Below are 17,302 nucleotides of genomic sequence, written 5' to 3'. Positions count from 1 at the left end.
GCTGTGGAGCCCTGCCGGGTCCCTGCCCGGAGGGCGGGGGCGGCCAAGGGGGTGGCCAAAAACCCGCCTTATTATTGAGAAAATCGCCCCAAAACAATCACTTACAAGAAGTGAGGGAAAAGAAGGCGACGTCCCAGGGTGCGGCAAAATGCCCCACGGCATTGTGGGCCGTAACTCTAGTCATTCAAAGGGGCAAAGTCCAGCCGCCAAGCCCGCGAAACAGAGGCTTGCGGGGGATGCCGCACCGGCAATCTGTGCTAGACTGCGCGCCCTTTTCAGGCACTCACACAGCCCCCATCATGTCGAAAAGCCGCCAAATCTATCGGGTTATTTTCCTTAACCAGGGCCAGATCTACGAAATCTACGTAGGCCAGATCTACGCCAGCGACCTTTATGGCTTCATCGAAGTGGAGGAATTCCTGTTCGGTGAGCGGGCGCAGATGGTGGTGGACCCCTCCGAGGAGAAGCTCAAGAACCAGTTCGCCGGGGTGCAGCGTTCCTTTATTCCCATGCATGCGGTGATCCGCATCGATGAGGTGGAAAAGGAAGGCGTGGGCAAGATCACCGAGGCGGGCAGCAACGTGACCGCCTTTCCGCTGCCCTTCGGCCCCGGCGGCGGCAAGAAGACCTGATCCCGCACCAGGTCATGTAGGAGCGACTTCAGTCGCGATTGACCCGGAGTTGAAAGTTAAAAGTGAAAAGTTGAAACGCGGGCTGGTGCGGGGCGGGCGAGAGGCCGTGCCCGCGCTTCGGAGACTCCTGGCTCCGCCCGACCGATCCCGGCCCAAGGCCGCTGATGGACCGTTCGGCCAGGACCTTTTAACTTTGAACTTTGAACTGGGACGGGTGTGCGATTCCCGGTGGCTGATCGCGGCTGAAGCCGCTCCTACGGGGCATTTGGGGAGAAGGTGCCCCAAAAAAAGAAGGGCGCCAGCTTTGCTGTGCGCCCGGAGGGTTGCCTGATTATATTGGGAGACTCATTGGGTTAGTGCACATCCAGCGGGAATAAGTTCCCGATTTTGCTTACCCGTCCCGAGAAATTTTCGAATCAGCGCTTCGATTCGGTCCGCCGACGCCGGCTGAGCGCTCGCATCCTTGCTCCCTGGCCCTCCTTGCTGGCCTCGCGCCCACCAACAATGACGCCGTCGGTACGCAATCAGAGGCCGCCGCGCGGCGGGTGTTCCCGCCCCCGCGCGGAAGTGTGAACGGCCGCACGCCGGTTTTTCGGATTTAACCTTTTTCCCGCTGATCCCGGCCGGCCACCGGCAGCAACAGCACCGGGCTGTTCTCGGCGGCGTCGTCGGTCAGGGTACGGGTTTCGCCGGCGCTGTCGCCGTCCCAGGCCGCCCGGGTCAGGTCGGCCTGGGCGGGCAACCAGAGGGCGGAAGTGATGGCAATCAAACCCTGGATGGCCAGTTTGTTCATGGCGAGCGCTCCTGGAAGGCAATGATTTCCATTTTTGAGCGGGCCAGCCCGGTTCGGTTCCGTGAATTTCTCGTGGAGAGGCGCCGCCGCCGTCGGTTCGGTCCGAAAATGTCCATGCCGGTGCGGGTGGCGCCCGGCGGGCGGTTTGCGGGTGCAAGGTGACGAAGTGTTTAATGGCGGGCGTTTTTATCGGGAGACAAGCAATGAGCGATATCGTCAATCAAGCCATCGACTATCAAGTGAACGGCCGCACTTTCCGGGGGCACCTGCTGTACCTGCGCGGCGCCAGCCCCAGCCGTGGCCTGCTGATGGCCCCCAACTTTTTCGGCATCAGCGATGCCGCCATTGCCCAGGCGGAGCGGTGCCTGGACAACAGCCGGGCGATTTTCGTGCTCGACCCGTTCGGCGCGGAGGTGCGCCCGGCGAACCCGGATGAGGCCATGGAAGCCATGGGCGAAGCGCGGGCCGACAACGACGCTCTGCGGGCACGGCTGCGGGGTGCCCTGGAGGTGCTGGAGCAGCAGGCCGACAAGCTGGGCATCGCCCGGGACCGGCTGGCCATGTTCGGTTTCTGTTTCGGCGGCGCCTGTGCCCTGGAACTGGCCCGGGACGGCGCCGACCTGCGCGCCTTTGTCAGCTTCCACGGATTGCTGGATACGCCGTCGCCGGCCGCCGGGGCGGTGAAGGGCAGTGTGCTGGTGCTGAATGGCGCCGACGACCCGATGGTCAGTGAGGACTCACTAAAGGCGTTCAAGGCGGAAATGGACGGCGCCGGGGCGGACTGGCAGCTCACCCATTTCGGTGGGGCGGTGCATTCGTTCACCGATCCGGGGGCCAATATCCCGGGGCGCTCGGTGTACGACCCCAAGGTGGCGCGGCGCGCCTTCGCGGCCATGGATGATTTGTTTGATGAGGTGTTTGGCGCTCGCGGCTGAAGCCGCTCCTACAAAGTGAACCTGTAGGAGCGGCTTCAGCCGCGATGGGTGTTAATCAAACACCCGCGCCAAAAAGCCGGCAATGTCCTGAATCTCTTCCAGGCACACCGCGTGCTCCATCGGGTAGGTCTTGTACTCGGTGGGGTAACCCTTGGCGCTCAGGGTGTCCGCCGCCCGGCGGCCGCCCTGTTCCGGCACCATCGGGTCGAAGGTGCCGTGGGCGATGAACACCGGCAGGCCGGCGTTGGCCTCGCTGAACGCCACGCTGTCGGCGGTGGCGAAGTAGGTGGACAGCGCCATCAGCCCGGCCAGCCGTTTCGGATGGCGCAGGGCCGCTTCATAGGCCACCGCGCCGCCCTGGGAGAAGCCCGCCACCAGGATCCGCTCGGCGGGCACGCCACGCTCGATTTCCCGCTCGATCAGCGCATCCAGCTGGGCCGCGGAACGGCGAATGCCTTCCTCGTCCACGGCGCCGTTGCCGCCCAGGCTGACGATGTCATACCAGGCCGGCATCACCATGCCGCCGTTCACCGTCACCGGGATCTGTGGGGCATGGGGAAACACGAAGCGGGTGCTCTTGCGGCCCAGCTCCGGCACCACCGGCTCGAAGTCGTGGCCACTGGCGCCCAGGCCGTGCAGCCAGATCACGCTGGAGTCGGCGGGTTGTCGCGGGTCCAGTTCCACGCAGGGCAGATAATCCATGCTGTTCTCCTTTGCTTGCCGGTTCAGTTGCCGGCGACGATGACGCGCACCGCCTCCAGCCGGAAGCGGGCATCGCCGATGCGCTCTTCCAGGGCCTCGGTCTGCCGTTCCAGGTAGGTGATTTCCTCCTCCCGGACCAGCGGGTTCTTGTCACGCAGGGCGCGCAGCCGGCGCAGCGCCTGGTCCTGGCTGTCGCGCATGGTGGCCAGGGCGCCGTCGATCACCGCCCGGGCCTGCCCGGCGGCGTTCCGTTCGTCGTCCTTGAGCAGCTGTTCCAGCAGCGCCTTCTGGCTGGCCACGATCTTGCGCGCCAGGGGCTTTTCCAGCTTGTGGCATTGCTTGCAGAGCGCGTCGTGGGTGATCGCCGAGGACAGATCGCGGCCATTGGCGTCCAGCAGCCGGCGCACCGTGGTCACCGGCAGGAAGCGGTCCGCTTGCAGATGGCGGGGGGCCACCGGCTCCACCGTATAGACCGCCTCCACCAGCAGGGTGCCGGCCTTGATCTTGGGATTCTTGAGCAGGCTCACCGATGCCTTGCCCCGGTGCTCATCGAGAATCAGGTCCAGGGCGCCGCCCACCAGCGGATGCTCCCAGGTGAGAAACTGCATGTCGTCCCGGGCGATGGCGGTGCCGCGCTGGTCGGTGACGGTGACCCCTTCTTCCGGCAGATGCGGGAACGGTTCGCGCAGATGCGGGCCCGGTTTGAGAATCCAGGCGTCCTCGGAATGTTCTTCCTGGTCCACGCCATAGTGGTCGAACACCCGGGTCATGAACGGCCAGGGGCTGTCCGCGTCCGCCGTGGCCAGGGTTTCCTTGAGGGTGTCGGCGCGCTCCGGATCGCAGGAGGCCAGTTCCAGCAGCCGGTCGCGGCCCTGCTCCAGGCGCTGGCGCAGCGCGTCCGCCTCGCGGCGGGTAACCTCCACCAGCGCTGCCAGGGCGGCGCCGTCGTCGGGCCGGGTCAGGGCCTGTTCCAGGGGCGCGGCGGTGCGCTGGCGGATTTCATGGCCGGCCGGGTTGGTGTGCTCGAAGGCGTTCATGCCCTGGTGGTACCACTGGAACAGCACCTCCTGGGCGTGGCCCTGGAAGTAGGGCACGTGAATCTTCACTTCCTCGCTCTGGCCGATGCGGTCCAGGCGGCCGATGCGCTGTTCCAGCAGGTCCGGGTCCAGGGGCAGGTCCATCAGCACCAGATGGTGGGCGAACTGGAAGTTACGGCCCTCGGAGCCGATTTCCGAGCAGATCAGTGCCTGGGCGCCGTCTTCGTGGTCGGCGAAATAGGCCGCCGCCCGGTCCCGCTCGATCAGGTCCATGCCTTCATGGAACACGGCCAGATTCATGCCCAGCTTGTAGCCGCAGTGGGCGTGCAGGTCGATGGCGGTGTCGCGGCGCGCGCAGATCACCAGCACCTTGTCGCCACGGTGCTCCTTGAGAAAACGCTCCAGCCAGGCCACCCGCGGGTCCTCGCCGCACCAGCGGTCGTCGCCGAAGCCGGCTTCCGGGTACAGGCGCAGGGCCAGCTCTTCGTCCTCGTCCACCCGGTAGTTGTCGGGCAGCGGCAGCGGTTCGCCGTGCACCCGCCGGGCCGGGAAGCCGGCCACATTGTGGCGGGTGTTGCGGAACATCACCCGGCCCGGGCCGAACCGGTCCAGCAGTTCGGCGAGCACCGCCTGGCGGTGGGTTTCGTCCACGGTTTCGTCGGGCAGCAGCTCGGCGGCGCGCTGCTTCAGGTCCGCCGGCCAGCTCTCCTGGTCGTGCAGTTCGCCGACCAGATCCGCCACCTCCCGGTAGCGTTCCTGCTCCGCCACGAAGGCGTCCAGGTCCGGGTAGCGGTCCGGGTCCAGCAGGCGCAGGCGGGCGAAGTGACTCTCCAGGCCGAGCTGTTCCGGGGTGGCGGTGAGCAGCAGCAGGCCCCGGCTGGCGGCGGCCAGTTGCTCCACCCGGCGGTAGGCCTCGGACGGCGCCTCCGGGGTCCAGTGCAGATGGTGGGCCTCGTCGACGATCACCAGGTCCCAGTCGGCGGCGGCCAGGCTGTCGATGTCGCAGCCTTCCAGGAAGGCGGTGCTGCACAGCACCAGCTGCTCGGAGAGGAAGGGGTTGTCGTCGATCTCCGGCGCGTCGCCTTCGCCCTCCGACTCGGCGAACAGGTCCGCCAGCATTTCCTTGACGTCATCCACGCTGGGGCGGGACAGGGCGGTGAGCCGTTCTTCATCGAAAATGGAAAAGCGCAGATTGAAGCGGCGGGCCATTTCCACGAACCACTGATGCACCAGGGCATCGGGCACCACGATCAGGGCGCGGCGGGCGCGGCCGGTTTCCAATTGCTGATGCAGGATCAGACCCGCTTCGATGGTTTTGCCCAGGCCCACTTCGTCGGCCAGCAGCACCCGGGGGGCGTAACGGCGGGCCACCTGGTCGGCGATGTACAACTGGTGGCCGATCAGGTCGATGCGCGGGCCGCGCAGCCCCTGGATCGGTGAACCTTCCCGGTGGGCGCGGGCGTCCAGCGCCGCCACCCGCAGCTCGAACCAGCGGTTGGACGACAGCTGATTGGTGAGCAGCCGGTCCAGGGCGTTGCTCAGGCGCAGTCGATGGCCGAGCAGGGATTCCGGCACCGGCTGCACATTGTCCGGCTCGTCGGCGGGGTGGGCGTGGTAGACCATCAGGCCGTTGTGGTCCTCCACGTCCTTGACCACCAGATCCAGACCGTCGCCGGTGGTCAGGGTGTCGCCCACGTCGAAGGTAATGCGCGACAGCGGCGCGTTGCTCTTCGCGTAGGTCCGTTCTTCTTCCACGGCCGGGTAGCTGACCGTCACCAGACGGTAGTCCACCTCCTTGATCAGGCCGAGCCCCAGTTCGGTCTCGGATTCGCTGAGCCAGCGCTGGCCGGGAGTAAATTCGGTCATGGCTATCCTGTGGCCGGTGGATTCGGGAGCGGGATTATACGGGTTCGGCCGCGTCGGTGCGATGAAAGCGCCCGGCGGGCGGGTTAAAAGTTGAAAGTTGAAAGTTCAAAGCGCGCGGCACAGCCCGTGCCGGCGGATGTTTTATCGCCGCGCGACTGTCACTCCCATGCCACTTCGCGTACCGGTCGGCGGACGTCACGATCGCTTCATGCGCGCCTTCAACTTTTAACTTTCAACTTTCAACCGGCCTCTTCGAAGAACGCTCGGGTTGCGTCATCAGCGGGAAAATAATGCTCAATACGCAGCTCCTCCATCACCACATCCATGGCGGTGCCGAAGCTGGCCAGGGTGGAGAAGGTGGTCAGGCGCCGGCCGCCGACCATCATCTGCAAGGTCAGCATGGGGTCCACGCTGGTGGGCGTGGCGCCGAGCAGGGCGGGCAGGTCCGCCAGGTCCTCCAGGCGCCGGTACAGCCGTTGCAGCCGCGGGTCCGGGCGCAGGTCCAGGTCCCGGCGCAGGCGCCGCAGCAGCGCCGAGGCGACCAGATCCCAGTTGAGGATAAAGGGTTTGAAGCCGTCCGGATGAAACACCAGCTCGAGGATATTGCCGGTGTCCGGCAGCGGGCCGCCCTCGGCGACCATGGCCTGGATCAGCCCCTGCAGGGCGGTATTGGCCAGCAGCAGGTTCCAGTGGGCGTCGAGCACGCCGGCCGGGTAGGGCTGGTGGTTGTCGAGCATCACTTCCAGGGCCTGGCGCACCGGCGCCATGGCCGGCTCGTCCAGGCGGGTCTCGCCGTAGACCGGTGCGTGGCCGGCGGCCACCAGCAGCTCATTGGTGTCGCGGCAGTTCAGGTCCAGCGCCGCCGCCAGACGCCGCAGCAGGCCGGCGCTGGCGCGGGCCCGGCCGGTTTCCACGAAACTCAGGTGGCGGCTCGACACCGCCGCCCGGGCGGCCAGCTCCAACTGGCTGAGCCGGCGGGTCTTGCGCCACTCGGAAAGCAACTTGCCCGGTTCCATCGCCGCGCTCCCTTATCCTGTTCTCTACCCGTCCATTACCCACCAGGTAATTGTTTTACTTCCCTGGCGCGACGACGCTGACTCTACCAGAAACGAGGAGGAGAAAGACCAGGCCCGGGCAATCCCTGACCGACACCGGCGTGCTCAACGCCGCCGGCACCGTCCGGCCGGCGGAATGGCCCCTTGTGGCGCTGCCGCTGACCTCCCTTTGACACCGGCGCCCGCCGGTTGGGGTATTCTGTGGGCGGTTTATTCCGACGAGGTGATGCGATGGGTGAGGTTGTCCCGTTCAAGAAGCCGGCCCGCAAGAAGCCCAAGAAGGGGCTGTGCCAGCACGGCTTTCACAAGTGGAAGGTGGTCAAAAGTACCCGCTTCGACAGCCAGAAAGGCAAGCTGGTGACCCGCTATCAATGCGAACGCTGCGGTAAACGAAAAGTGGAGGCGCACTGACATGCTGGAGATGAAGAGCCACTGCGAGCATTGCGAGCAGACCCTGGCGACGGAAGGCGAGGCCTATATCTGTTCCTACGAGTGCACGTTCTGCGTGGATTGCTGCACCGCCCTGAGCACCACCTGCCCCAATTGCAGCGGCGAGCTGGTGCGGCGGCCGCGCCGGGTGCCGCCGGTGGACGCTGGCGCATGAGCGCCGGCCAGCCGTTCAGCGTCGATAACGGCCATGGTTACCGGGTCCCGCTGAGCTGGTACCCGGCCGCCGCCGGCGCGCCCATCGTGCTGCTGATGCCGGCCCTGGGCGTATCCGTGCGCTTTTACGGCAAGCTGGCCGAGGCCCTGGCCGGGCGCGGCTTCAGCGTGGCGCTGATGGAACAGCGCGGCCATGGCGACAGTGCCCTGCGCCCGTCACGGCGCAGCGATTGGGGCTTCGCCCAGGTTCTCGGGCAGGACCTGCCGTCGGTACTGGAATGGCTGCGCGCCCACCATCCGGAGGCGCCGGTGTATCTGATGGGCCACAGCCTGGGCGGGCATTTCGCCGCGATCAGTGCCGGCAGGCTGGCCGAGCGGGTGGACGGGGTGGTGCTGGTGGCCACCGGCAGCCCCTGGGTGCGGGCCTTCACCGGTGCCATGGCCGGCAAGGTGCGGCTGCTGACCCGGCTGATTCCGCTCGGCAATCTGATGTTCGGCTATTACCCCGGTGACCGCATCGGCTTCGGTGGCCGGGAGGCGCGCACCCTGATGGCGGACTGGCGTGAGCTGGCGCTGACCAATCTCTACCGGGCCCGGGGCCTGGACGAGGATCTGGACGCCGCCGTGGCCGCCTACACCGGCCCGGTGCTGGCGATCCGCCTGGCCGACGATGAGCTGGCCCCGGCGGATTCGGTGCACGCGGTCACCGACAAGTTCCGCGCCGCCGGTCTGATCGAGGAAACCCTGGACGCCAACCAGATCGGCGACAAGGCGGACCACTTCCGCTGGGCCCGCCAGGCCGACAGCGTGGCGGAACGGGTGCGCATCTGGCACGGCTTGCCCGGCCCGGTCCACTGAGCCGGCCTTTGTTCCCGGACGCCGGTGGCGGTACTCTTAGCGGCTAGCGGCCAAGCGAACAGAACCCGTTGGCCGCCGCCATCGTCAACGGCTTGCTGGAGCACCGTCCGGAAACCCCATGCCCTCATCCACCCCGTCGCCCGAGCCTTGCACCGCCGCCCCCGTGCTGATCTTTGATTCCGGCGTGGGCGGGCTGTCGGTGGTGCGCGCCCTGCGCGCGCAACTGCCCGGGGTGCCGCTGGCCTATGTGTGCGACAACGCGGCGATGCCCTACGGCACCAAGCCGGACCACTGGCTGGTGCAACGGATCGTCGCGGTTTGCCTGGCGGCGGTGGCGGCCAGCGGCGCCCGCGCCCTGGTGGTGGCCTGCAATACCGCCAGTACCCTGGCGCTGGACGCTCTGCGCGCGGCCCTGTCGATCCCGGTGGTGGGCACCGTGCCCGCCATCAAGCCCGCCGCCGCCCTCAGCGGCAGCGGCGTGATCGGCCTGCTGGCCACCTCCGCCACCGTTACCCGCCCGTACACGGACAAATTGATCAACGACTTCGCCGGCCACTGCACCGTGGTGCGGGTGGCCGCCGATGGTCTGGTGGAGCAAGCCGAGCGGCTGCTGGCCGGTGAGCCCCTGGACGACCGGGGGCTGGACCAGGGCCTGGCGCCGCTGTGGCGCGACGCGGGGCTGGACACCGTGGTGCTCGGCTGCACCCATTTCCCGCTGCTGCGCGACCGGTTCGACGCCCGCGCCCCGCGCCCGGTGCAATGGGTGGACTCCGGCGCGGCCATCGCCCGCCGGGTGGCGCAGGTGCTGGACACCCTCCCGCCGGCCGTAAACACCACCGGCGACTCGGCCTGGGCCACCGGGCCGGTGTCCCCGGGCCTGATACGCGGCTTCGCCGGCTTCGGTTTTGGCGAGCCCCGACCGTTGCCCTTGCCGGCCCCGTCCCCCACCCCGTAGGAGCGGCTTCAGCCGCGATTACGCACTTTCGACCCCGCGCCAATCGCGGCTGAAGCCGCTCCTACGGGGTGTTTTGCCGGGGGGTGTCCAGCCATGCCTGGATGGCCTGGCGGGTTTCGGGGCGCTTGATGATTTCCAGGTGGCCGACACCGTCCAGCACTTTGACCTCGGCCTGATCGGTGTGCTCGTGGAACAGCGGCGCGTAGGCGTCGCTGTTAAAGCTGCTGTCGGCGCTGCCGGCCAGCACCAGAGTGGGCGTGGTCAGCGCCGCCAGGTCCGCGCCGTAGTCGTCGCGGGGGTGCATGGAGGTCTGCAGGCGGTAGCTGTAGGCCAGGGTTTCGGTGCCGTTGCGCACCGCTTCCGGCATAGTGAATGCGATCACGGTGAGGTGGTTCAGGCCGGTAATGCCGACGCCATTCAACAGGCCCAGCAGGATCAGTCGCGGCACTTTCGGGCTGGCCCAATCCGCGTTGCTCTCCGCGCTGGTGGGCGCGCTGTGATGGATGTAGGGCGCCAGCAGAATATAACCGTCCACGGACACCTTCGGGTCGCCGCCGGCGTAGCGGATCGCCAGGCCGCCGCCGCTGGAATGGCCGGCCAGCAACAACGACGCCCGCGGGTGGGCCTGTTGCACCCGACCCAGGAAGTCGTCCAGATCGTCCTCGAGCTGGCCGATATAATCCACATCGCCCCGGCGCGCCGGGGCCGGGCCGTGGCCGCGCAGGTCTGGCGTATAAACGCGGACGCCGCCGTGCTCGGCAAGGCCGGCGGCGAGCGGTTGCAGATAGGCGCTGTGATAGCCGGAGCCGTGCAGCAGCACGATCACCTGTTCCGGCTCACCGTCGCCGTATTCCCGGTAGTGCAGGGTGGTGCCGTCCCGGGCCGGATAAGGCTGCAACGCCGGCGCTGCCGGACCACCGATCACGTGTTCGAAATCCATACTGTTGTCCCGTTGGCTCCAGGCCGGTGTGGCGAGCAGCGTCAGCAGCGCACCGATCACGCCCAGCCGGTATCCGGTGTGTCCCATAAACCCCCCGTTTCTTTTCGATCAGGGCGCACTGTGCGGTGCCCGCGTCCTGGTGGCAACAGCCAGCGTGGTCAGCCGAGAATCATCACCGCCTGGCCGGCATTGATTTGCTGGCCCTCCTGGCGGGCGATGTGCACCACCTTGCCGGCTTCCGGGGCGGTCACTTCGATTTCCATCTTCATGGACTCCAGCACCGCCACCACCTGACCCTGTTCCACCGTGTCGCCCTCGGCCACGTTGAGCTTCCAGATGTTGCCGGCGGTGGGGGATTCCACCGGGGTGCCCTCGGGCAGGCTGTCCGCTTCGTCCGCGTTCAGGTCCTGCTGGGATTCGAAATTGATCTGGCCGCTTTCCACCCAGCGTTGCAGCTCCTCGTCGAAGGCCCGGTTGCGGGCGTCGGTGAAGGCGCGGATCGAAGCGTTGTTGTCTTCCAGGAAGCGCTGGTATTCGCCCAGGTTGAAGGTGGTTTCCTCCACCCGGAACGGGTAGCGGCCCTTGGGGAAGTCACGGCGGATTTGTTGCAGCTCCTCGGCGCTCACTTCGTAGAAGCGGATCTGGTCGAAGAAGCGCAGCAGCCAGGGCTGGGTAAAGGCGTCGGTTTTATGGAAGCGGTTCCACATCTGGAAGGTGCGGCCCACGAACTGGTAGCCGCCGGGGCCTTCCATGCCGTACACGCACAGGTAGGAGCCGCCGATGCCCACCGAGTTTTCGGCGGTCCAGGTGCGGGCCGGGTTGTACTTGGTGGTCACCAGCCGGTGGCGCGGGTCGTAGGGGGTGGCCACCGGCGCGCCAAGATACACATCGCCCAGGCCCATCACCACATAGCTGGCCTCGAACAGGATTTTCTTTACCTCGTCGATACTGTCCAGGCCGTTGATGCGGCGGATGAACTCGATGTTGCTGGGGCACCAGGGCGCATCCTTGCGCACCGACTGGGTGTATTTCTCGATGGCCAGGCGGCAGGCCTCGTCGTCCCAGCTCAGCGGCAGGTGGACGATGCGCGAAGGCACTTCCAGATCGTCCTGCTTGTCCAGGGTCAGCTCCGCCCGTTTCAGGGTCTCCAGCAGTGCCTGGCGCGGCAGCACCGACGGCTCGAAATGCACCTGCAGGGAGCGGATGCCCGGGGTCAGTTCGAGAATGCCGTCGAACTGTTGTTGTTCCAGCCACAGCATCAGCGCGTGGGCGCGGAAGCGCAGCCGCAGGTCCAGTTCCAGGGGGCCGTATTCCACCAGCAGGTAGCGGTCGCCGGCGGCGCGGTAGACCACCTCCGGCCCGTCTGCCTGTTCTTCCAGGCGGTCGAGGATGGGCGTGGTCACGGTGGCCGGCGCCGGGTCCAGGGCCGGGGCGCTCAGCCCGGCCAGGCAGGCGTCCTGTTCCGCCGCCAGCCGGTCGGCGTCCTCCAGGCTCAGCGGCACGAAGCGGATGCGGTCGCCGGCCTTGAGCTGGCCCAGCTTCCAGCGGTCCGCGGCGATCACCGTGGCCGGGCACACGAAGCCGCCCAGGGACGGGCCGTCCGGCCCCAGGATCACCGGCATGTCGCCGGTGAAATCCACGGTGCCCACGGCGTAGGCGTTGTCGTGAATGTTGGACGGGTGCATGCCGGCTTCGCCGCCGTCGCTGCGCGCCCATTGCGGTTTCGGGCCCACCAGGCGGATGCCGGTGCGGCTGGAGTTGTAGTGCACCTGCCAGTGGGCGCTGAAGAAGGTGCCCATATCGTCGTCGGTGAAAAAGTCCGGGGCGCCGTGGGGGCCGTAGATCACACGCAGTTCCCAGTTGTCGCCCAGCGACGGTTTAAGGCTGTCGGGCACCGTCACCGGGGCGGTGTCCGCCGCCGGGTCCGGGTCGAAGTGCAGCACGTCGCCGGTGCGGATAGCGCGGCCGCCGTGGCCGCCGAATTGCCCCAAAGTGAAGGTGCTGCGCGAGCCCAGGTAGGGCTGGCACTGCAAGCCGCCGGCGATGGTCAGATAGGCGCGGGCGCCGTCGCCTTGTACCTTGCCGAGCTTGAGGGTCTGGCCGGCGGCCACCGGGACCGCCTGGTAGTTGGCCACCGGCTGGCCGTCCAGGGTGGCGCCCATGTCCGCGCCGGTGAGGGCGATGCGGGTGCCATGGTTGAAGCGCAGGGTCGGGCCGTTAAGGGTGAATTCCAGGCCGGCGGCGTCTTCCGCGTTGCCCAGCAGGCGGTTGCCCAGGCGGAAGCTGAGCGCGTCGAAGGGGCCGGACGGCGGTACGCCGATCGGCCAGTAGCCGCGCCGGCCCGGGTAATCCTGCACCGTGGTCAGGGTGCCGCCGGCGAGCACGTCCAGGGTGGTGGGGTGGTAGTCGAAACCGTTCAGGTAGCGGGTGGTCATCTCGCCGTTCTGGAACACGCTGTCGGCGAGGATCGCCAGCACATAGTCGCGGTTGGTTTCGATGCCCTCCACGCAGGTCCGTTCCAGGGTGCGTTGCAGGGCGGCCAACGCGCTTTCCCGGTCCGCTTCGAACACGATCAGCTTGGCCAGCATCGGGTCGTACAGCGGCGACACGGTCAGGCCCGGTTCGATCCAGTGGTCGATGCGCAGGGCCTGGCCGTCCGCTTCCGGGAACTCGGCGGTGGTCAGCAGGCCGGCGTTGGGCTGGAAATCCTTGTTCGGGTCTTCCGCGTACAGGCGCGCCTGCAGCGCATGGCCGCGCGGCTGTAGCCCTTCGCCCAGGGTCGCCAGGGGCGGCAGCTCGCCGGCGGCCAGTTCTACCATCCAGCGCACCAGGTCGATGCCGAATACCTGCTCGGTGACGCCGTGTTCCACCTGCAGGCGGGTGTTCACTTCGAGAAAGTAGAAGCGGTTGCTGTCCTGGTCGAGGATAAATTCCACCGTGCCGGCGTTGCGGTAATCCACCGCCGCCACCAGGCGACGGGCGGTGTCGTGCAGGGTGGCGCGCACGTCGTCCGGCAGGTTGGGGGCCGGGGTTTCTTCCAGCACTTTTTGGTGGCGGCGCTGGGCGGAGCAATCGCGCTCGCCCAGGGCCAGGGCGCCGCCGGCGCCGTCGCCGAATACCTGCACTTCGATGTGGCGGGCGCGCTCGATGTATTTTTCCAGGAACACGCCGTCGTTGGAGAAGTTGTTGGCGCTCAGCCGGCGCACGCTGTCCCAGGCCTTTTCCAGGCCGGCGCGGTCGTGGCAGATCTGCATGCCGATACCGCCGCCGCCGGCGGTGCTCTTGAGCATCACCGGGTAGCCGATCTCTTCGGCGGCTTTGAGCGCGGCGGCGGGGTCGTCCAGCAGGTCGGTGCCGGGCAGCAGGGGGACCTCGTTGGCTTCCGCCAGAGCGCGGGCGGTGTGTTTCAGGCCGAAGTCGCGCATCTGCTGCGCGGTGGGGCCGATAAAAGCGATGCCGTTCTGTTCGCATCGCTCCACGAATTCCGGATTTTCACTGAGAAAGCCGTAGCCGGGGTGCACCGCGTCGATGCCGTGCTCGGCCATCAGCGCGAACAACTTGTCCTGGTTCAGATAGGTTTGCGCGGCGTTGCCGTCGCCGAGATACAGCGCCTGGTCCGCCAGGGCCACGTGCCGGGATTCGGTGTCCGCGTCGGCGTACACCGCCACACTGGTAACGCCCAATGCCTTGAGGGTGCGGATGATGCGGGTGGCGATGGCGCCGCGGTTGGCGATCAAAACCTTGTTGAACATGAGGTCGGCTCTCTTGCCTGGGCGGGCCGTCCCGCCGTTGTGTTTCCTTGCGCCGGGGTCGTCCCCGGGGGCGTGGTGGAAAACGCTGTTACCAGATCAGCACTTCAATGGGTGTGGGGTTATAGCCGTTGCAGGGGTTGTTGAGCTGCGGGCAGTTGGAAATCAGCACGGTGGTGTTGATCAGCGCTTTCATTTCCACGTACTTGCCCGGCGCGGAAATACCGTCCTCGAAGGTGAGCCCGCCCTCGGCGGTGACCGGTACGTTCATGAAGAAATTGATGTTGTGGGCGATGTCGCGCTTGCTCAGCCCGTACTCTTCGTGCTCGTTGATCGCCAGCATCCAGCTGTCGCGGCAGGCGTGCATGCAGCGTTTTTCCAGGTCGTAGCGCACGGTGTTGCTTTCCGTGGCGCAGGCGCCGCCCAGGGTGTCGTGGCGGCCGCAGGTGTCGGCGGTGATTTCCAGCATCGGCTGGTTGCGGTTAGAGCGCAGCACGGTGCCGGCGGTCAGGTAGACGTTGCCCTGCTCGCGGATGGTGTCCACGGCACTGTAGCGTTCGGCCGGGTCGTCGGCGTTGAAAAACAGGGTGTCGGCGGCCTGGTTGCCTTCCAGATCGAGTATCCGCACGGTCTCGCCTTTCTTCACCACTTTCAGGAAATAGTCGCCGGCCGGCACGGTTTCCCGGAAAGCGGCGTCTTCGGGTTTTAGTGAACTTTCTTTGATCATCTTGTCCTCCTCAGGGGCTACAAGCCTCAAGCTGCAAGCAGGTGAGTGCCGTTTTTCAGCTTGTCGCTTGCGGCTTGAAGCCTGCAGCCGGTTCCAGATAGTAAAGCCGGTTGTTTTCGAAGGCGCGGCCGTTCTCCGGGCGGAAGTTCAGGCAGTAGTCGTCCGGCTGTACCGGGTCCGCCTTGAGCATTTCCACGTGCACCGGTTTTTTCGGGTATTCGCTGGCCGGGTTGAGCGGGTGCGGGCAGGTGTGCATCACCACCAGGGTTTCCATTTCGAAGCGCAAGGTGACTTGCGCGCCGGCTTTCGCCGCCGAGGGGTCGAAGAACATCTTGCCGTCGTCGTCGGTAGCCACCTTGCTGAACAGATTCAGGTTGGCGGCCAGGTCCCGTTCGGTGAGGCCGTACTTGGCCAGTTCGGTGAGGAAGCTGGTGTGGCCGCTCAGGTACCAGTCGTTATGGTGGTCCTGGTAGCGGTGCTCGCCGTACTTTTCCTTCACCTGTTGCGGATGCAGGTTGCCGCACACGGTGTCGTGCCAGCCGAAGCTGTCCTCGACGATGGACGCGAACACCCGGCCCATGTCCGAGTACAGGCAGTTGCCTTTGGTGAGTTTGAAGGTGTGCTGGCCCTTGAGGCTGTCCGGGGCGTTGTAGCGCTCCAGTTTTTCCTCCGGGTTATAGAACAGCATGCCCACGTTGGCGCCGCCTTCCAGGTCGGTGAGACGCAGGGCGGTGCCACGGCGCATGCGGAAGGACCAGTGCGCGCCGCCGGGCAGGGTGTATTGGTAGAGCGGGGTTTGCATGGTGAGTTCCTCGTGCTCTGGTTGCGGGAATCAGTGTCAGGCGCTCAGCACGCGGGCGGTGGAGTCCACGCTCTGGGAGATCGATTGCAGGGTGCCTTTGTCGCTGTTGCCCACCGGCAGGTCGTAGGTGATACGGGCGCCGTAGCTGCCGGGGGTTTGCGGGTCGAGCCGTTCCTTGTCGAACACCCACATGCGGGTGCCGAGGAAGAAGCCCTCCGCCAGGTCGTGGGTGATCATGAACACGGTCAGGTCCTGTTCGCGCCACAGGTCCAGCACCAGCTCGTGCATGTCACGGCGGATGCCCGGGTCCAGGGCGCCGAAGGGCTCGTCCAGCAGCAGAATGCGCGGCTTCTTGATCAGCGCCTGGGCCAGCGCCAGCCGTTGCTGCATGCCGCCGGACAGTTCGTGGGGGTATTTGCGCAGCGCCTGATCCAGCCCCACGGAGGCGAGCATTTCCTCGGCCTGCTCACGCAGCGCGCGCCGTTTGGCGCCGAACACCCGGCCCAGCCAGGGGCTGCTTTCCAGTTCGCCGGCCAGCATCACGTTTTCCACCGCGGTAAGGTGGGGCAGAACCGAATAGCGCTGGAACACAATGCCCCGGGTTTCATCCGGTTCGTCGGGTATCGGTTTGCCGTCCAGCAGCAGTTCGCCCCGGGTCGGGCTTTCGGTGCCCAGCATCATTTTCAGGAAGGTGGTCTTGCCGCAGCCGGAGGCGCCCACCACGGTGACGAACTCGCCCTCCTCGACGCTGGCGTTAAGACGCTCCAGGACCACGTCCTGGCCGTATTCTTTCCAAAGATTCTTGATCTCGATGGCAGCCATATCGGTCTCCTTATTGCGTGCCGTGGAACCAGGGGTAGCGCCACTGGGAGTAACGTTTGAGCGCGAAGTCGATGGCGAATGCCAGGAAGGTGATCCAGGCCACGTAGGGCAGGATCACATCCATGGCCAGGTAGCGGCGCACCAGGAAGATGCGGTAGCCCAGCCCTTCGGTGGCGGCGATGGCCTCGGCGGCGATCAGGAACAGCCAGGCGGAGCCCAGCGACAGGCGCACCGCGCTGATCAGTCGCGGCATCACCTGGGGCCATATCAGGCGGGCAATGATCTGCCAGGTATTGGCGCCCAGGGTCTGCATCTTGATGATCTGTTCGGTGGGAACTTCCTCCGCCCGTTGCTGCAGATCACGGATCAGAAAGGGGGTGATGCCGATGATGATCAGCATCACCTTGGCGAGCTCGCCGAGACCGAACACGATGAACAGGATCGGCAGCACCGCCAGCGGTGGCACCAGCGACAGGCCGGTGACCAGCGGCGAGATGCCGGCGCGGAACAGGGGCAGGGCACCGGTGGCGATGCCCACCACCAGGCCGATGCCGGCGCTGATCACCACGCCCAGGGCCAGCCGCCCCAGGCTCGCCAGGGTGTCCTGCCAGAGCAGGTATTCGCCGGTGCGCTTGCTGGGCTCGAAGGCCATGCGCTGGATCGCATCGACGAAGCTGGCCATATCCGGCAGCAGCTTGTCGTTGGGGTTGACCGCCAGGCGGGCATCGGAGGCCACCAGGTAGAGCACCACCAGCACCACGAAGGGCAGCAGTCCCAGGGCCCAACGGCCCACCGGGCCAGCTTCACGGTTGATCAGCTTCTTCAT

General features: G+C 66.5%; 16 protein-coding genes. 6 read left to right on the top strand and 10 right to left on the bottom strand.

Translation table 11 applies throughout. From position 1 onward, the window contains the following. Nucleotides 1–299 precede the first annotated feature (299 nt). Nucleotides 300–632 carry a DUF1820 family protein gene (locus FGS76_RS11650; RefSeq protein WP_138772817.1) on the top strand — a complete coding sequence of 111 codons (333 nt, stop codon included), beginning with the start codon at nucleotides 300–302 and terminating at the stop codon, nucleotides 630–632. A gap of 598 nt (nucleotides 633–1,230) precedes the next feature. Here the strand turns inward: FGS76_RS11650 and FGS76_RS11645 are convergent. Beyond that, nucleotides 1,231–1,425, bottom strand: coding sequence for a hypothetical protein (locus tag FGS76_RS11645; RefSeq protein ID WP_138772816.1), 195 nt, complete (start codon nucleotides 1,423–1,425; stop codon nucleotides 1,231–1,233). A gap of 203 nt (nucleotides 1,426–1,628) precedes the next feature. On the opposite strand from FGS76_RS11645, the gene FGS76_RS11640 reads away from it, so the two are divergent. Further along, a complete protein-coding gene (locus FGS76_RS11640) occupies nucleotides 1,629–2,360 on the top strand; it encodes a dienelactone hydrolase family protein (protein WP_138772815.1) in 732 nt (243 codons plus the stop codon). Nucleotides 2,361–2,411: 51 nt separating this feature from the next. Here FGS76_RS11640 and FGS76_RS11635 read toward each other — a convergent pair whose 3' ends face one another. The 3 genes from FGS76_RS11635 to FGS76_RS11625 form a co-directional block, all read right to left on the bottom strand. Continuing rightward, complete coding sequence (locus tag FGS76_RS11635) at nucleotides 2,412–3,062, bottom strand: alpha/beta hydrolase (RefSeq protein ID WP_138772814.1); 651 nt, start codon at nucleotides 3,060–3,062, stop codon at nucleotides 2,412–2,414. Between the two features lie 23 nt (nucleotides 3,063–3,085). Then, the gene (gene rapA, locus FGS76_RS11630; protein ID WP_138772813.1) at nucleotides 3,086–5,965 is read right to left on the bottom strand and encodes an RNA polymerase-associated protein RapA; all 2,880 of its coding nucleotides are present in this window, start codon (nucleotides 5,963–5,965) and stop codon (nucleotides 3,086–3,088) included. 239 nt (nucleotides 5,966–6,204) lie between these two features. Next, a complete protein-coding gene (locus FGS76_RS11625; RefSeq protein WP_138772812.1) occupies nucleotides 6,205–6,981 on the bottom strand; it encodes a helix-turn-helix domain-containing protein in 777 nt (258 codons plus the stop codon). Nucleotides 6,982–7,251: 270 nt separating this feature from the next. Here FGS76_RS11625 and FGS76_RS11620 point away from each other — a divergent pair, with 270 nt between their 5' ends. The 4 genes from FGS76_RS11620 to murI all read left to right on the top strand — a co-directional run bounded on the left by FGS76_RS11620 (nucleotide 7,252) and on the right by murI (nucleotide 9,436). Further along, the gene (locus FGS76_RS11620; RefSeq protein ID WP_138772811.1) at nucleotides 7,252–7,431 is read left to right on the top strand and encodes a hypothetical protein; all 180 of its coding nucleotides are present in this window, start codon (nucleotides 7,252–7,254) and stop codon (nucleotides 7,429–7,431) included. A gap of 1 nt (nucleotide 7,432) precedes the next feature. Then, nucleotides 7,433–7,624, top strand: coding sequence for a DUF1272 domain-containing protein (locus FGS76_RS11615; protein WP_138772810.1), 192 nt, complete (start codon nucleotides 7,433–7,435; stop codon nucleotides 7,622–7,624). Then, nucleotides 7,621–8,481 (top strand): alpha/beta hydrolase family protein, encoded by an 861-nt coding sequence (locus FGS76_RS11610; RefSeq protein WP_138772809.1) that lies wholly within the window; start codon nucleotides 7,621–7,623, stop codon nucleotides 8,479–8,481. The genes FGS76_RS11615 and FGS76_RS11610 overlap by 4 nt, the downstream gene beginning before the upstream one ends. A 118-nt stretch (nucleotides 8,482–8,599) precedes the next feature. Further along, nucleotides 8,600–9,436: a glutamate racemase gene (murI, locus tag FGS76_RS11605; RefSeq protein WP_138772808.1), complete on the top strand. Its 837-nt coding sequence runs from the start codon at nucleotides 8,600–8,602 to the stop codon at nucleotides 9,434–9,436. A 61-nt stretch (nucleotides 9,437–9,497) separates the two neighbouring features. Here murI and FGS76_RS11600 read toward each other — a convergent pair whose 3' ends face one another. From FGS76_RS11600 to FGS76_RS11575, 6 genes are all read right to left on the bottom strand, one after another. Beyond that, complete coding sequence (locus FGS76_RS11600) at nucleotides 9,498–10,463, bottom strand: alpha/beta hydrolase (protein WP_205717249.1); 966 nt, start codon at nucleotides 10,461–10,463, stop codon at nucleotides 9,498–9,500. 71 nt (nucleotides 10,464–10,534) lie between these two features. Next, nucleotides 10,535–14,128, bottom strand: a complete 3,594-nt coding sequence (uca, locus tag FGS76_RS11595) for an urea carboxylase (RefSeq protein WP_138772807.1) — start codon at nucleotides 14,126–14,128, stop codon at nucleotides 10,535–10,537. Between the two features lie 88 nt (nucleotides 14,129–14,216). Next, nucleotides 14,217–14,852 carry an urea amidolyase associated protein UAAP2 gene (locus FGS76_RS11590; RefSeq protein WP_138772806.1) on the bottom strand — a complete coding sequence of 212 codons (636 nt, stop codon included), beginning with the start codon at nucleotides 14,850–14,852 and terminating at the stop codon, nucleotides 14,217–14,219. A gap of 55 nt (nucleotides 14,853–14,907) precedes the next feature. Next, nucleotides 14,908–15,654: an urea amidolyase associated protein UAAP1 gene (locus FGS76_RS11585; protein ID WP_138772805.1), complete on the bottom strand. Its 747-nt coding sequence runs from the start codon at nucleotides 15,652–15,654 to the stop codon at nucleotides 14,908–14,910. Nucleotides 15,655–15,690: 36 nt separating this feature from the next. Beyond that, on the bottom strand, nucleotides 15,691–16,476 hold the full coding sequence (locus FGS76_RS11580) for an ABC transporter ATP-binding protein (protein ID WP_138772804.1): 786 nt from the start codon (nucleotides 16,474–16,476) through the stop codon (nucleotides 15,691–15,693). A gap of 10 nt (nucleotides 16,477–16,486) precedes the next feature. Then, nucleotides 16,487–17,302: an ABC transporter permease gene (locus FGS76_RS11575; RefSeq protein WP_138772803.1), complete on the bottom strand. Its 816-nt coding sequence runs from the start codon at nucleotides 17,300–17,302 to the stop codon at nucleotides 16,487–16,489.

The organism is Alloalcanivorax gelatiniphagus (assembly GCF_005938655.1).
Classification (GTDB): Bacteria; Pseudomonadota; Gammaproteobacteria; order Pseudomonadales; family Alcanivoracaceae; genus Alloalcanivorax; species Alloalcanivorax gelatiniphagus.
This window is presented reverse-complemented; position numbering and strand designations above follow the sequence as displayed.

Coding starts and splice junctions, on each gene's coding strand:
- rapA (WP_138772813.1), bottom strand. CDS start 5,965: ATGACCGAATTTACTCCCGGCCAGCGCTGGCTCAGCGAATCCGAGACC.
- murI (WP_138772808.1), top strand. CDS start 8,600: ATGCCCTCATCCACCCCGTCGCCCGAGCCTTGCACCGCCGCCCCCGTG.
- FGS76_RS11640 (WP_138772815.1), top strand. CDS start 1,629: ATGAGCGATATCGTCAATCAAGCCATCGACTATCAAGTGAACGGCCGC.
- FGS76_RS11600 (WP_205717249.1), bottom strand. CDS start 10,463: ATGGGACACACCGGATACCGGCTGGGCGTGATCGGTGCGCTGCTGACG.
- FGS76_RS11610 (WP_138772809.1), top strand. CDS start 7,621: ATGAGCGCCGGCCAGCCGTTCAGCGTCGATAACGGCCATGGTTACCGG.
- FGS76_RS11580 (WP_138772804.1), bottom strand. CDS start 16,476: ATGGCTGCCATCGAGATCAAGAATCTTTGGAAAGAATACGGCCAGGAC.
- FGS76_RS11590 (WP_138772806.1), bottom strand. CDS start 14,852: ATGATCAAAGAAAGTTCACTAAAACCCGAAGACGCCGCTTTCCGGGAA.
- FGS76_RS11625 (WP_138772812.1), bottom strand. CDS start 6,981: ATGGAACCGGGCAAGTTGCTTTCCGAGTGGCGCAAGACCCGCCGGCTC.
- FGS76_RS11650 (WP_138772817.1), top strand. CDS start 300: ATGTCGAAAAGCCGCCAAATCTATCGGGTTATTTTCCTTAACCAGGGC.
- FGS76_RS11585 (WP_138772805.1), bottom strand. CDS start 15,654: ATGCAAACCCCGCTCTACCAATACACCCTGCCCGGCGGCGCGCACTGG.
- FGS76_RS11635 (WP_138772814.1), bottom strand. CDS start 3,062: ATGGATTATCTGCCCTGCGTGGAACTGGACCCGCGACAACCCGCCGAC.
- FGS76_RS11575 (WP_138772803.1), bottom strand. CDS start 17,302: ATGAAGAAGCTGATCAACCGTGAAGCTGGCCCGGTGGGCCGTTGGGCC.
- FGS76_RS11615 (WP_138772810.1), top strand. CDS start 7,433: ATGCTGGAGATGAAGAGCCACTGCGAGCATTGCGAGCAGACCCTGGCG.
- FGS76_RS11620 (WP_138772811.1), top strand. CDS start 7,252: ATGGGTGAGGTTGTCCCGTTCAAGAAGCCGGCCCGCAAGAAGCCCAAG.
- uca (WP_138772807.1), bottom strand. CDS start 14,128: ATGTTCAACAAGGTTTTGATCGCCAACCGCGGCGCCATCGCCACCCGC.
- FGS76_RS11645 (WP_138772816.1), bottom strand. CDS start 1,425: ATGAACAAACTGGCCATCCAGGGTTTGATTGCCATCACTTCCGCCCTC.